The organism is Cecembia calidifontis (genome assembly GCF_004216715.1).
GTDB classification, from domain to species: domain Bacteria; phylum Bacteroidota; class Bacteroidia; order Cytophagales; family Cyclobacteriaceae; genus Cecembia_A; species Cecembia_A calidifontis.
Window position 1 is genome coordinate 1,172,715 of sequence record NZ_SGXG01000001.1, and the last position, 12,936, is coordinate 1,185,650.

General features: G+C 44.2%; 10 protein-coding genes. 4 read left to right on the forward strand and 6 right to left on the reverse strand.

Going from position 1 to position 12,936, the window contains the following annotated elements:
• Nucleotides 1-15: 15 nt before the first annotated feature.
• Together BC751_RS05000 and BC751_RS05005 are read right to left on the reverse strand one after the other, a co-directional pair.
• Nucleotides 16-1,110 carry a glycoside hydrolase family 130 protein gene (locus BC751_RS05000; protein ID WP_130274578.1) on the reverse strand — a complete coding sequence of 365 codons (1,095 nt, stop codon included), beginning with the start codon at nt 1,108-1,110 and terminating at the stop codon, nt 16-18.
• A 35-nt stretch (nt 1,111-1,145) separates the two neighbouring features.
• Nucleotides 1,146-2,693, reverse strand: coding sequence for a zinc-binding dehydrogenase (locus BC751_RS05005; protein ID WP_130274579.1), 1,548 nt, complete (start codon nt 2,691-2,693; stop codon nt 1,146-1,148).
• 85 nt (nt 2,694-2,778) lie between these two features.
• Between BC751_RS05005 and BC751_RS05010 the strand changes: the two genes are divergently transcribed.
• Nucleotides 2,779-4,167, forward strand: coding sequence for a dipeptidase (locus BC751_RS05010; protein ID WP_130274580.1), 1,389 nt, complete (start codon nt 2,779-2,781; stop codon nt 4,165-4,167).
• Nucleotides 4,168-4,293: 126 nt separating this feature from the next.
• A complete protein-coding gene (locus BC751_RS05015; RefSeq protein WP_130274581.1) occupies nt 4,294-6,354 on the forward strand; it encodes a protein-disulfide reductase DsbD family protein in 2,061 nt (686 codons plus the stop codon).
• A 44-nt stretch (nt 6,355-6,398) separates the two neighbouring features.
• On the opposite strand, the gene BC751_RS05020 is transcribed toward BC751_RS05015, so the two are convergent.
• On the reverse strand, nt 6,399-7,493 hold the full coding sequence (locus tag BC751_RS05020; RefSeq protein WP_242617374.1) for a phosphotransferase enzyme family protein: 1,095 nt from the start codon (nt 7,491-7,493) through the stop codon (nt 6,399-6,401).
• Nucleotides 7,494-7,637: 144 nt separating this feature from the next.
• Here BC751_RS05020 and BC751_RS05025 point away from each other — a divergent pair, with 144 nt between their 5' ends.
• A complete protein-coding gene (locus tag BC751_RS05025) occupies nt 7,638-9,419 on the forward strand; it encodes a sodium:solute symporter family protein (RefSeq protein ID WP_130274582.1) in 1,782 nt (593 codons plus the stop codon).
• A gap of 113 nt (nt 9,420-9,532) precedes the next feature.
• On the opposite strand, the gene gldD is transcribed toward BC751_RS05025, so the two are convergent.
• Nucleotides 9,533-10,111, reverse strand: a complete 579-nt coding sequence (gene gldD / locus BC751_RS05030) for a gliding motility lipoprotein GldD (protein WP_130274583.1) — start codon at nt 10,109-10,111, stop codon at nt 9,533-9,535.
• Between the two features lie 79 nt (nt 10,112-10,190).
• Here gldD and BC751_RS05035 point away from each other — a divergent pair, with 79 nt between their 5' ends.
• On the forward strand, nt 10,191-10,727 hold the full coding sequence (locus BC751_RS05035; protein WP_242617375.1) for a DinB family protein: 537 nt from the start codon (nt 10,191-10,193) through the stop codon (nt 10,725-10,727).
• Between the two features lie 108 nt (nt 10,728-10,835).
• Here the strand turns inward: BC751_RS05035 and BC751_RS05040 are convergent, their stop codons facing one another.
• Nucleotides 10,836-12,041 carry an IS256 family transposase gene (locus BC751_RS05040; RefSeq protein WP_130274032.1) on the reverse strand — a complete coding sequence of 402 codons (1,206 nt, stop codon included), beginning with the start codon at nt 12,039-12,041 and terminating at the stop codon, nt 10,836-10,838.
• Nucleotides 12,042-12,240: 199 nt separating this feature from the next.
• Nucleotides 12,241-12,846, reverse strand: coding sequence for a nitroreductase family protein (locus tag BC751_RS05045; RefSeq protein ID WP_130274584.1), 606 nt, complete (start codon nt 12,844-12,846; stop codon nt 12,241-12,243).
• Nucleotides 12,847-12,936 lie beyond the last annotated feature (90 nt).

Here is a 12,936-nt window from a genome sequence, read left to right on the forward strand (position 1 = left end):
GATTGAATTTAATAGTTATGGTTTCCAAATAACTACCCCGACCATGGAATCGGCAGTACCATAATACAAATACCATTGATTTTTGAAAAAAACCAATCCTTCTACGAATGTGGTACCATCCACATATTGGCCTGATTTTTCAAAAGGCAATTCCGGTTTAAGGAAAGGATCATCTGTTCGGTCAAGTAACTTCCAAGGCTCTTCTTTACTGTACAGGGCCTGTCCAGCGGTATAAAGTCGGTTTCCCAAATATTTTACCCCGATATGCTGCTGATTCCCGGCATTATATAGCACCACTATTCCATCATCAGTCAACAAAGGCGGGGGCCCTGCTTCAACCAACCAAGAATCAAAATAACCAGGTCGGGGACTCAGTACGGGAGCAAGATTCCCGTCGATGGTTTCTATGGGTTCCCAGTGGATGAGGTCATCTGAAGAGGCCAACCAGATATGGGGCACTCCAAAATACATCCAGTACTTGTCATGGAGCTTTGCGGCCACGAGTTTCCCATCTCTCAATTCTGTCAATATTGCTCCTGATTTGGTTTCCTGATTGTGGTATTTCCCATCTTTAAAATCCTTAAAAATAGGACCATGCTTTTCCCAATTTTTCAGGTCACGGGAAGTGGCGACAGCCAAACGGGGATATTCCCTGTTCCATTGCGTATAGGTCAGCACATACAAACCATCGGCAGTTTCCACGATCCTCGGGTCTTCTGTCCCTCCCGTCCACTCAAACTCTTTTTGATTGTCGTGATCAGGGAAAAATATGGGTTCTGTAAGCCGCTGATAAGTTTTCCCGTCTTCTGAAATGGCCAAACCCAAGCGGGAGGTATGCCCTCCGATCTCCTTTTCGCCCAGTTTTTCTTCTGCCCGATAGAGCACATGGATTTTTCCATCCTTGACAATGGCCGCCGGATTGAAGGTAGCCATGGACTCCCAAAAGACGGTACTTCCACTCATTGGGTCCTGCCAAGAATTTTGATCGGTTGGAGAAATGATGGGCTTTGCGTCCATAGGCCTTTCAAAAGGCCCCATCATCCAAGGCTTATGTTGGGCTAAGGATGGTAGGCTAAGAATAAAAAGTAGGGCAGTAAGGATTTTATTCATTTGGATTTTCTCTTTTGATTACTTTTATGAAAATATCAAAATCTCACCATAGAGATCATTTCGGCCACACATACGGGTTTGTTACTGGCATCCGATTCCATTTCAGCCTTGATATACAGCTTAAGGCTTCCATCAGGGCTTTCCTCTAAATTGGTCAAGCGGGCCATCAGCCTTACCTGATCACCTGAAAAAACCGGAGCCGGAAAACGTACTTTGTTGACCCCATAATTCAAGGCCATCTGCACCCCTTCCAAGGGCAAAATTTCATACAGGAGTTTAGGTGCCAAAGACAAGGTCAAATACCCATGGGCGAGGTTTTTTCCGCCTGGTATCAAAGCCTTAGCCTTTTCAGTATCCACATGGATCCACTGGAAATCCTTCGTGGTCTCGGCAAACTTCTGGATAAGTTCCTGACTGACTGTTGTCCAAGAACTTTTGCCCAAACCCTTCCCCACAAACCCCTTCAAATCCTCTACCGATCTGAAAACCATTTTTCCACCTTTGCTTTCCGCATTCCGATTTCCCCCTTCCGGGATGTCTTGGTTCTTGTATCTTGTATCTTGATTCTTTTTAAACTCTAATTTCTCGTCTTCCGCTTCTTGGCTCTCCTTCACCACCACTACCGCTTTCCCCACCACTTTCCTTTCTATCATGTCCTTCAAGGCCTGCGGAGCTTCTTCCAGACTGTAAGTTTTATAAATGTGCTGCTTGATTTTTCCCGCCTGTATCATGCCCACCAACTCCGTTAGGTTTTGTTGACTTTGTTTAGGTTCTTCGGAAGAAAACCTCCCCCAAAATACACCCATCACCGCGCATCCTTTCAACAAGGTCAGGTTGAAAGGGAGCTTGGGGATTTCTCCGGCTGCAAATCCTACCACCAAATAGCGCCCTTTCCAGGCCATGCTTCTTAGGGCAGGTTCCGCATATTTGTCCCCCACCACATCCAGGACCACATCTACCCCCTTGCCGGAAGTGAGTTCCTTTATTTTCTCCTTGAGGTCTTCCTTTTCGTAGTTGATGAGGTGCTTGGCTCCTTTTTCTTGGCAAATGGCCAGTTTTTCGGTAGTGGAGGCTGCCGCAATTACAGTGGCTCCCATGACTTTACCGAGCTCCACAGCTGCGAGCCCCACGCCTCCAGAAGCGCCCAGCACCAAGAGGGTTTCCCCGGCTTTGAGTTGTGCTCTGTCTTTTAGGGCATGGTATGCCGTTCCAAAGGTGTAAAGGGTGGAAGCAGCGGTAATATCATCCATAAAAGGAGGGATGGGAAATACCCGATCAGCTGCTACTTTTACCTTCTCTGCAAAACCTCCCCAACCACAAAGTGCCAAAACGCGTTGTCCTTTCTGGAAGTGCTTTACTCCGGGACCAACCGAGGCAATTACCCCGGCCACTTCACCCCCTGGAGAAAAGGGGAGTTCGGGCTTAAACTGGTATTTGTTCTGAATGATGAGCACATCAGGGAAGTTTACGGCGCAGGCCGCCACTTCAATGACCACCTCTTTTTCTCCTGGGGAAGGATCTGTGGTTTCGGTATATTTCAGGAGCTCAGGACCTCCGTATTCAGTACAAAGAATGGCTTTCATGGATAAAAGTTTTCGGTAAAATAGGCAATTCTTGAGATATAACGTAATTTTGAACCCATCTTAAAAAAACAGAATTAACCCATTTATGTCAGTAAAACAATATATTCAGAACAATCAGGAGAAATTCCTGAACGAACTTTTTGACTTGTTGCGCATCCCTTCGGTGAGTGCTGACCCCAAATTCAAAAATGATGTTTTCGCTGCGGCGGAGTTTGTCAAAGACAGTTTGGAAAAAGCCGGAGCAGATAATGTAGAGCTTTGTCAGACAGCTGGATATCCCATCGTTTACGGAGAAAAAATCATTGATCCATCTTTGCCTACCATCTTGGTCTATGGCCATTATGATGTGCAGCCTGCCGATCCATATGAGCTATGGGATTCTCCTCCTTTTGAGCCGGTGATCAAAAAGACCCCAAGACATCCGGAAGGGGCGATTTTTGCCCGTGGTTCTGCAGACGACAAAGGGCAGTTTTATATGCACGTGAAGGCTTTTGAAGCCATGATGGCCGAAAATGCCATGCCCTGCAATGTGAAATTCATGATAGAGGGAGAAGAGGAAGTGGGTTCCGCCAACCTGGACATTTTTGTAAAGGAAAATAAGGAGAAATTAAAAGCAGATGTGGTGGTGGTTTCCGATACCCACATGATTTCCTTGGAGCATCCTTCCGTAACTGTTGGTCTTAGAGGTTTGGCCTATATGGAAGTGGAAGTGACCGGTCCAAACAGGGACTTGCATTCGGGAACCTATGGCGGTGCTGTAGCCAATCCGATCAATATCCTGTGTAAAATGATCGCTTCCCTACATGATGAAAACAACCACATCACCATTCCAGGATTTTATGACAAAGTGGAGGAATATTCCAAAGCATACAGGGACAACCTGAACAAGGCCCCATTTGACCTGGAAGCTTACAAAAAAGAATTGGACATTGCTGATGTGCATGGTGAGGTGGGTTACACCACCATCGAAAGGGTTGGTATCCGTCCGACCTTGGATGTCAATGGTATCTGGGGCGGCTATACCGGTGAGGGCGCCAAAACGGTATTGCCTTCCAAAGCCTTTGCCAAAATTTCCATGAGATTGGTGCCCAATCAGGACCATAAGGAGATAGCTAAGCTTTTTGAAGCACATTTCAAGGCCATTGCCCCCAAATCTGTGAAGGTGAAAGTTACTCCCCATCATGGTGGCGCGGCGGCGGTGGTTTCTACAGAGACCCCGGGTTACAGGGCTGCAGATCTGGCCATTCAGGAGGCATTTGGCAAAAAAGCTATTCCTACAAGGGAAGGTGGCTCGATTCCGATCTGTGCTTTGTTCCAACAGGAATTGGGGCTGGATCCTATCTTGTTGGGCTTTGGTCTAGATACCGATGCCCTTCATTCGCCCAATGAGCACTATGGGGTGAAGAATTACCTGATGGGTATTGAGACCATCGCCTTGTTCTTCAAGCATTTCAAAAACGAAGTAGTCCAATAATTCAAAAAATGAGGCCTTAAAGTGATTAAAGTTGCTTTTGGGCCTCAGTTTTCTTTTGTAACAGGTATCAGTGAACTATTTTCAAAAAAGTTCCATTATTACAGATTAGTAAAGCCAATCACCAAGATGACAAAATCCCTCAAAATCAGTCTTGTCCTTTCCCTGTTTGTTCTTTTTTCCAACCTGGCCATGGCCCAGATCATTGCCCCGCCTAAGTGGACCATCCAATTGTCTGAAAAGAACATCAAGGTGGGCGATGAGGTCAAAATTATTTTTAAGGCCCAAGTGCCCAGAGATTGGTATATCTATTCCAATGATTTTGATCCGGACTTGGGGCCTATGCTGACTGAGCTGGTACTGAAACAAAAAGAGGGGTTTGTTTTGGTGGGGGGCTTAAAGGCCATCAATCCACGCAAGAAATACGATGAGATATGGGAAGGTGAAGTCACGTATTTTGTGGGTACGGGCACTTTTGAGCAGACCATCAAAATTACCGGAACGAATATCACTGCCACTGGATTTGTTGGCTATCAAATGTGTACTGATGTTACTGGCCAATGCATCCCTTTTGAGGAAGATTTTACATTAACGGCCCAGGCTTTACCAGGTACCGTAGCGGGAGGCGAGGCGGACAACGAAGCACCAACTGAAGAAACACAAATCAATCTAAGTGAAACAGAAGTTGAGGAAGCAATAGGACAAGAGGTAGTTACTGAAAGAAGCTATATCAGCTTGGATGATGAAGGGGAGCAAGGGGGCTTGATCGGTTTTATGTTGATTGCCTTCCTGGCAGGATTGGCTGCATTGTTGACTCCCTGTGTATTCCCCATGATTCCGATGACCGTTACTTTCTTTACCGGAAGGGCCAAATCAAGGATCAGTGGAATCAGAAACGCCTTTCTTTATGGTTTTTCCATTATTGCTATTTATACGATAGCTGGAACGGCCGTGGCGGCTATTCAGGGGCCTGAGTTTGCCAACTGGCTTTCCACCCACTGGATTCCCAATGTCTTTTTCTTCTTGATATTTATCTTTTTTGCTCTTGCCTTTTTGGGCATGTTTGAAATCACTTTGCCCAGCGGCTTTGTCAACAAGATGGATGCAAAGGCGGACAAAGGAGGCATGACAGGAATCTTCTTCATGGCATTTACCCTGGTTCTGGTATCATTCTCCTGTACGGGGCCTATTGTAGGATCCATTTTGATCAGCTCTGCGGGAGGAGCTTTGGTGAAACCGATTTTGGGCATGTTTGCCTTCTCTTTGGCATTTGCGATTCCGTTCACCCTGTTTGCCATTTTCCCGGAATGGTTGAATTCGCTTCCAAAATCCGGCGGTTGGTTGAATTCAGTGAAAGTCGTACTTGGCTTCTTGGAATTGGCATTGGCCTTCAAATTCCTATCTGTTGCAGATCAGGTATATCATTGGGGTATATTGGACAGGGATATTTACATAGCGATTTGGGTAGTGATTTTTGCCTTATTGGGATTCTATCTCCTTGGAAAAATCAGGTTGCCTCATGATTCCCCAATGGATCATATAAGTGTGCCCAGGTTGATGTTGGCAATTACTACCTTCGTATTTGTGATTTATTTGATCCCCGGTTTGTGGGGAGCGCCGTTGAAAGCCTTGAGCGGCTATCTTCCTCCTATGGCGTCCCATGACTTCAATATTTTGGAAAATAGGTATGGAGGAACTACATCGGAAAACAAACTGGATGATGTTCCCAAATATGCCGATTTCCTTCATTTTCCACATGGTATACAAGGCTACTTTGATTATGATCAGGCCTTGGCGGCTGCTAAGAGAGCAGGAAAACCCCTGTTCATCGATTTTACCGGTCATGGTTGTGTCAATTGCAGGGAAATGGAAGCTCGGGTTTGGTCAGATCCTCAGGTTTTACAAAGGTTAAAGGAAGATTTTGTAATGGTGGCCCTGTATATTGATGAACGCTATGAACTTCCGGAATCAGAGTGGTACACTTCCGAATATGATGGAAAAGTGAAATCCACCATTGGCAAGCAGAATGCAGATTTTCAGATCACCCGGTTCAATAACAATGCCCAGCCTTATTACGTGATCCTGGATCACAATGAAGAATTATTGGTGCGGCCTAAAGCCTATGATACCAATATCCAAAATTTTGTGAATTTCCTGGAAGAGGCAAAGGCAGAGTTTGGAAGAAGGTAACTTTAGGCAAGACAATCAGATTCATGAGCCTGTTTGCACTTGGATTACATATCCTGCAAGGCTTTCAACAAAAACATTTGATTTTTAGCCCTATGGAAATTTTGTTCCTCATAGTGGATGGTGTAGTAGATATTCCCATTGAGGTAGTCTGTTAGAAAACGAAAGCCCATGATGCAGGTCATCATTTGGCCGCCATAAGGCAAAGACTGTATTTCTTCTGTTGTAAAAATACCCTCTCCTACTTCCTGAAAACCCTGCAATAAGGCTGCATATTTCGCCTTATCCACATGAATGTTTTTCCAGTTTTGAGAGGATTCCCCTTCTGTACAGGCCACAGTCCTGACCAGATCCCCGAAATCGTAATACACATAACCTGCCATAATAGTGTCCAGGTCTATGACTGCATTTACCTTGGAAAAGTCATCGGCATAAATCAGGTTATTGATTTTGGTATCACTATGGGTCATTCTAAGTGGAAGTTTCTTTTTCCAAAGAAGATACTCCTCTACTAAATCTTGTTGATCAAGATAAAAATCCACCAAATCTTTAAGCTCACCACCTACTTTCCTTTTTGTAGTGTTAATAGCTTGTAAGAGTTGCTGATACCGTAATTGCAAATCATGAAAACTGGGTATGGATTCTTGAAGTTTTGAGGCCTGGATATGGATTCCTGCCACTATAAATGCTGCAAAAGCTTTTGCTGCCAAATAAGCTTGATGCGGAGAGGTCACTTCATTGACGCATTTGCCTTTTACGAATGGAGCCAGCCTAAAATAATTTCCATCAATCAAAGAAAATAAATCCCCTTGCTTATTAGGAATAGGAAGTGGAAGTAAAAAGGGAAGTTTTGCCTGATCAATTTCCCGGATGAGAATTCCATGATTATGGGAAATCCTTTCGGGATATTGAAAGACCTGATAGTTGAACCGCTGGAGGATGAATTTTTCTTCTCCCAAATCCACCAGGTAAGTTTGATGGATATGGCCATCCCCGAAAGGCCGGATTTGGTCCTGCTTTATTTCCATTCCATAAAGGTGCCCGATATCAGCTAACCAAGAAATCTGTTGCATAAAGTCTTGCTCAAAATTCCTGTAAATGTAGCATATTCCAGGAAAATGGAACTTGTCCAAATTTTTCATGCCGGGATAATTGTAGCTATTTTGAATTGACCTGTTTTGGAATTCCTGAATATTTATTTACCTTAGAAAAATTTATCGAACAAGTCACTGAGGGTAAATTAAAAATTTTAAAAAACTTCTCAGCTTGAACAAACCCAGATACCTATGCATATCTCCCTGATCGATTGGGCCATCATTTTGGCTTTCTTCCTGATTTCCATGTTAATTGGGGTTTTGACTTCCCGTAAAGCTGGATCATCCGCCAAAGAATTCTTCCTATCGGGAAGAAATATGCCTTGGTGGTTGCTTGGCGTATCCATGGTAGCTACCACTTTTTCAGCAGACACTCCCAATTTGGTGACCGATATAGTCAGAAAAGATGGCGTATCGGGAAACTGGGTGTGGTGGGCTTTTCTACTCACCGGCATGTTGACAGTATTCGTCTATGCCAAATTATGGAGAAGGTCAGAAGTGACCACAGATCTGGAGTTTTATGAATTGCGCTATGGAGGCAAGCCTGCTGCTTTTCTAAGGGCTTTCCGTGCGATTTACCTGGGTGTATTTTTTAATGTGGTCATCATGGCGACCGTATCTTTGGCAGCCATCAAAATTGGAGGGGTTATGTTGGGCCTTGCGCCTTGGGAAACATTGCTGTTGGCATCCTTAGTAACTGTGATTTATAGTTCCCTGGGTGGATTAAAAGGAGTGTTGTTAACAGATTTTTTCCAGTTTTTCATTGCCATGGCAGGGGCAATAGGTGCAGCCATTTATGTATTGGATATGCCGGAAATTGGATCCTTGGATAATCTCCTCAGCCATCCAAATGTTGCAGATAAACTCAACCTATTTCCCGATTTCAATGATTGGAATCTCGTTATTCCCTTGCTGATTATGCCTTTGGCCATTCAGTGGTGGGCTACCTGGTATCCTGGAGCAGAGCCAGGTGGAGGAGGCTATATCGCCCAAAGGATGCTTTCTGCAAAAGATGAAAAAAATGCAATCGGTGCGACATTGTTCTTCAACATTGCCCACTATGCCATGAGGCCCTGGCCCTGGATTATTATTGCGCTTTCCTCTCTGATTATTTTCCCTCAGGTTTCGGATATGCAGGAGGCTTTTCCTCATATTCCTGTAGATAAATTGGGAAATGATCTGGCTTATTCTGCGATGCTCACTTTCCTGCCTACTGGATTGATTGGCATTGTCCTTGCCTCACTGATTGCAGCGGTGATGTCCACGCTCTCTACACATCTCAATTGGGGTTCTTCTTACGTGGTCAATGATTTCTACTTGAGGTTCTTAAGGCCAGAGGCCTCTGATAAGGAACTGGTAGCCGTAGGCAGAATTTCCACGGTGTTGCTGATGGTATTGGCTGCGGTTTTGGCACTTGCGCTTTCTTCTGCCTTGGAGGCTTTCAAGATCCTTTTGCAGATAGGTGCAGGGACTGGTTTGATTTTTATTCTCAGATGGTTTTGGTGGAGGATCAATGCCTATACCGAGATTGCTGCGATGATCATATCCTTTATGGTGGCCATTTTCTTTGAAAGTATCAATCCAAGAATGGGGATCATTGAGATTCCAGAACACCAAGATTATTTAAAACTGCTTTATGGAGTTGGTATTACCACCATTGGCTGGGTGTTGGTAACCCTCTTTACCCAGCCTGAAAAGGATGAAATACTCCTGTCTTTTTATAGGAAAGTAAAACCAGCGGCTTTAGGATGGAGAAACCTTCTTAACAAATATCCACAAGAGCAACAGGAACAAGGACAACTTCCTTTGGAAATAGCTTTGATGTTAACCGGCTCCATTATGGTGTATGCAGCCCTCTTCGCTGTTGGCTTCTGGATTTATGGGAATGTGCTTTCTGCAGTTATAGCCAGTATTGTCGCTTTGGCAGGAGGGCTGATTATTATCAGAAGCTGGAAAAAACTTAAAATGACCTAAGGGTTGTCAAGAAACTTTTAAAAAATTGTTTATCCCTCAAATTCTATCTGATACCCCAAAAGCAGAACCGGCTTTGGTGGGAGTTGGAATTTGAGGGATATTTCATTTTAGCTTTAATTCTTAAACTCAAGCGTATTGATCAAATGTGCCATATCCACTTTGATGTATTCTATCACAGGAGCAAGGGAATCATTTTTCATGGCGGTATTAAAGTAAAGTGCTCCCCTTAAAAAATTCCTGGTAGAATCAGTCACAAAAAACTGGAACTGGGTAGGGACTTCTCCGCTCAGTTCGGCGACCACTCCTGTATAGCCTTTAGGCGTTCTCAATACAGATTCTTCAATACCGTAGGCTTTGATCTGATGTTTGGCAGTCAAGTTGATGGCATCATTGACCACGGTTTTGATGTCCTTTCCCTGGGTATCCAATTCGAGGTAGGTAAAATGCACCTTTCCCCCCAAACTTTTGTAATTGAGGTTGATCCAAGCAGTTTCCTGTAAATTGAAGGAATCTGGTTCTACCAAAGCATGTACGGAGTGTTGAAAGCTGTAAGGTTTTCCATTTTCCAAAGTAATAAACTCCCTTCCTGGCAGGTCGATACGGTTATAACCCATTGGTTTGGGCAGGTAATCGCCTTCACATCCCACAGCTACCAACAGCAAAGTAATATATATGACGAATCGCTTTGACATGCCTCAAATTTATCAATTTGGTTTTGATATGCGCTTATTTAGTCAGATATTTATATAGAACTCTAAACGTCAGAAGATTATGAAAAGATCTGTTAAATTACCTGTAGTCTTTGTATGCCTATTCGGCTTTTATGTTATTCATTCTGTGGTAGTCGGACAAACAACCATGGAAGAGTTTTTGAGCAAATGGGAGGCAGGCAAGCAATTCAGCCTAGAAGTAGTGGACAAGATGCCCCAGGAGCTTTTTGACTATAAACCTGAAGCCTCCGGCATGAGTTTCCGGGAGCAGGTAACACACTTTGCCTCAGCGATAGCAGGTATAAGCCAGCGTTTTCTCAATGGGCGGGATCCTGGTTTTGACATCGGCGCTAAGCCAACTACCAAAGCCGAATTGAGGGCATTTGTGGAGGCTTGTTATGATTATGGCACTAAAACTTTTAAAAGTTTGGGGATGGCGGATTTGGAAGAAAAAGTGGAAATCTTTGGAACTGCCGCAACCAGAAGAGAAGTAATTGCCCTGATCGATGACCACTGTACGCATCACCGAGGAGCGGCCGTGTCCTACATCAGGGCGAATGGCATTGAACCGCCAAGGTATAGGGGAATGGGCATGTAAATGTTTGGGAAAAACATCAAATAAAAAAAATGGCAGCTGACCAATCAGCTGCCATTTTTTTAGACACTATCCCGATAAGTGTGTAAACTTCAAATTATGGTTTTATTGTCAGGTATCAAGAAGCCTGACCCTATCACCAAATATAAGCAGGAAACTGTTAAGAATAGCTCCCCAGTCTCTGATAGGCATAGTCCATTTTTTCGATGCTTCTCTTGCAGCCAGGAAAACAGACTTCATTACGGCATCATCTGTCGGGAAAGAGAGCTTGTTTTTGGTGTATTTTCTGATCTTTCCATTGAGATTTTCAATCAGGTTGGTGGTATAGATGATTTTACGGATTTCAGCCGGGTAATCGAAGAAAACGGTGAGTTCATCCCAGTTGTCCCTCCAGCTTTTGATGGCATAAGCGTATTTGGATTCCCATTTTTTGGCAAAATCGTTCAGGGCAGCCCAAGCAGCATCTTTTGTAGGGGCGGTATAAATTTCCTTCATATCCCTTGTAAACGCCCTGCGGTCTTTCCATGCGACATATCTACATGCGTTTCTGATCTGGTGGACGACACATATCTGAGTGACTGATTGGGGGAATGAAGCTTTTATCGTATCAGTAAACCCGTTCAGGTTGTCAGTTGCCGTTATGAGAATATCTTCAACCCCTCTGGCTTTCAGGTCGGTGAGTACCCCCATCCAGAAAGCCGAAGATTCATTCTTGCCAAGCCAAAGGCCTAGGATCTCTTTAAGGCCGTTAGTTCTGAGGCCAACGGCAATATAAACGGTCTTGTTGACCACTTTGGAGTTCTCCCTGACTTTGAAGGATATACCATCCATCCAAACGATCAGGTATACAGGGTCAAGCGGCCTGTTTCTCCATGCAACAATATCCTCCGCTACGGCACCGGTAACCCTTGAGATGGTGGAGGAGGAAACATTGATGTCATAAAGCTCCCGGATCTGTTCTTCGATGTCCTGGTTTGACATTCCCTTGGCATACATGGAAATGATCACGTTTTCAACGCCCTCCGCCATGCTTCTGCGTTTGGGCACAAGGGCAGGCTCAAAGCTGCCGTCCCTGTCTCTTGGGACTCTGATTTCAGCTTCCCCAAATGTGTTTTTTATTGTTTTGGTGGAATAGCCGTTCCTTGAATTGGGATTATCGGAATTCTGATGCTTTTCATAGCCAAGATGGGCATCCAGCTCGCCTTCAAGCATTTTCTCAACGGCTCTTTTCTGAAGCTGTTGAAGGAAGGAATTAAGCTCCCCGGCAGTCCTGAACTGCTTGAGGAAGTCATCATTTAGGAGATCTTCTTTTTTCATTTTTGTAATCTGTGTGTTATAAAGGTAAGAAATTGTCCACACACAGACCGGGGGGCGCCTACCGCGGGTTCCTCAAATTCCCTGTGCGATTTCTTCTAAATCACACAGAGAATTTCGAGGTTTAACTTTAACTTCGTAAGTAGTGAAACCAACTTACACAGTTTGTGTCATAGTCCCTTTTTTTATTTCCAAGCAGGCATTATTCCCTCACCCACTCTGTTTTTTCTGATACAGGTTTTCTTTTACCGGCAGGCCACCTGTCTGTAGCTGGTTTGGCCACGTAAAAATAACCCATCATCATGTCTTCTTCATCCAACCCCAACCATTCTTTGGCCTCAGGCCAGTAGGTCATGCCACCGGTTCCCCAATAACAGGCCAATCCATGGGCAGCAGCTGTCAGGTACATATTCTGAACGGCCATGGCTACAGCAGCAATTTCTTCCATGACAGGAAGGTTTGCCTTTAGGTCCCTTTTCATTTTGAGGACGATCACATGGGATGCTTTAAGCGGATTTTCTTTTAGTTTTTGGTATGTGGCCTCCATAAAGTTGCCGCTTTTAGTGGCCCTTTCTTTATACAGTTCAGCTTGGAAATCTCCCAGTTTTTTCAATCCTTCCCCTGTGAATACGGTAAAACGCCAAGGTTCAGTGAGTTTGTGCGTAGGTGCCCAATTGGCATTTTCCAATATTTCTTCGATGATAGCGTCATCCACCGGGTCGTTTTCTTTGAATTGGGCCACAAACATGGACCTACGGCCGCGGATGATTTTATTGACTTCTTCGATATTAAAATCAGGCTTTTCCATAAAGTTTATTTCAATTTTAGCTAGTCCTATTAAAATGCAAAAAGTCAAAAAATGGTTTCAAATACTTTAAAGGGACTAAAATGATGGTAT

What these genes read in the sequence shown, in the direction of transcription:
- BC751_RS05000 (WP_130274578.1), bottom strand. Translation starts at nt 1,110, where the DNA reads ATGAATAAAATCCTTACTGCCCTACTTTTTATTCTTAGCCTACCATCC.
- BC751_RS05005 (WP_130274579.1), bottom strand. Translation starts at nt 2,693, where the DNA reads ATGAAAGCCATTCTTTGTACTGAATACGGAGGTCCTGAGCTCCTGAAA.
- BC751_RS05010 (WP_130274580.1), top strand. Translation starts at nt 2,779, where the DNA reads ATGTCAGTAAAACAATATATTCAGAACAATCAGGAGAAATTCCTGAAC.
- BC751_RS05015 (WP_130274581.1), top strand. Translation starts at nt 4,294, where the DNA reads ATGACAAAATCCCTCAAAATCAGTCTTGTCCTTTCCCTGTTTGTTCTT.
- BC751_RS05020 (WP_242617374.1), bottom strand. Translation starts at nt 7,493, where the DNA reads ATGAAAAATTTGGACAAGTTCCATTTTCCTGGAATATGCTACATTTAC.
- BC751_RS05025 (WP_130274582.1), top strand. Translation starts at nt 7,638, where the DNA reads ATGCATATCTCCCTGATCGATTGGGCCATCATTTTGGCTTTCTTCCTG.
- gldD (WP_130274583.1), bottom strand. Translation starts at nt 10,111, where the DNA reads ATGTCAAAGCGATTCGTCATATATATTACTTTGCTGTTGGTAGCTGTG.
- BC751_RS05035 (WP_242617375.1), top strand. Translation starts at nt 10,191, where the DNA reads ATGAAAAGATCTGTTAAATTACCTGTAGTCTTTGTATGCCTATTCGGC.
- BC751_RS05040 (WP_130274032.1), bottom strand. Translation starts at nt 12,041, where the DNA reads ATGAAAAAAGAAGATCTCCTAAATGATGACTTCCTCAAGCAGTTCAGG.
- BC751_RS05045 (WP_130274584.1), bottom strand. Translation starts at nt 12,846, where the DNA reads ATGGAAAAGCCTGATTTTAATATCGAAGAAGTCAATAAAATCATCCGC.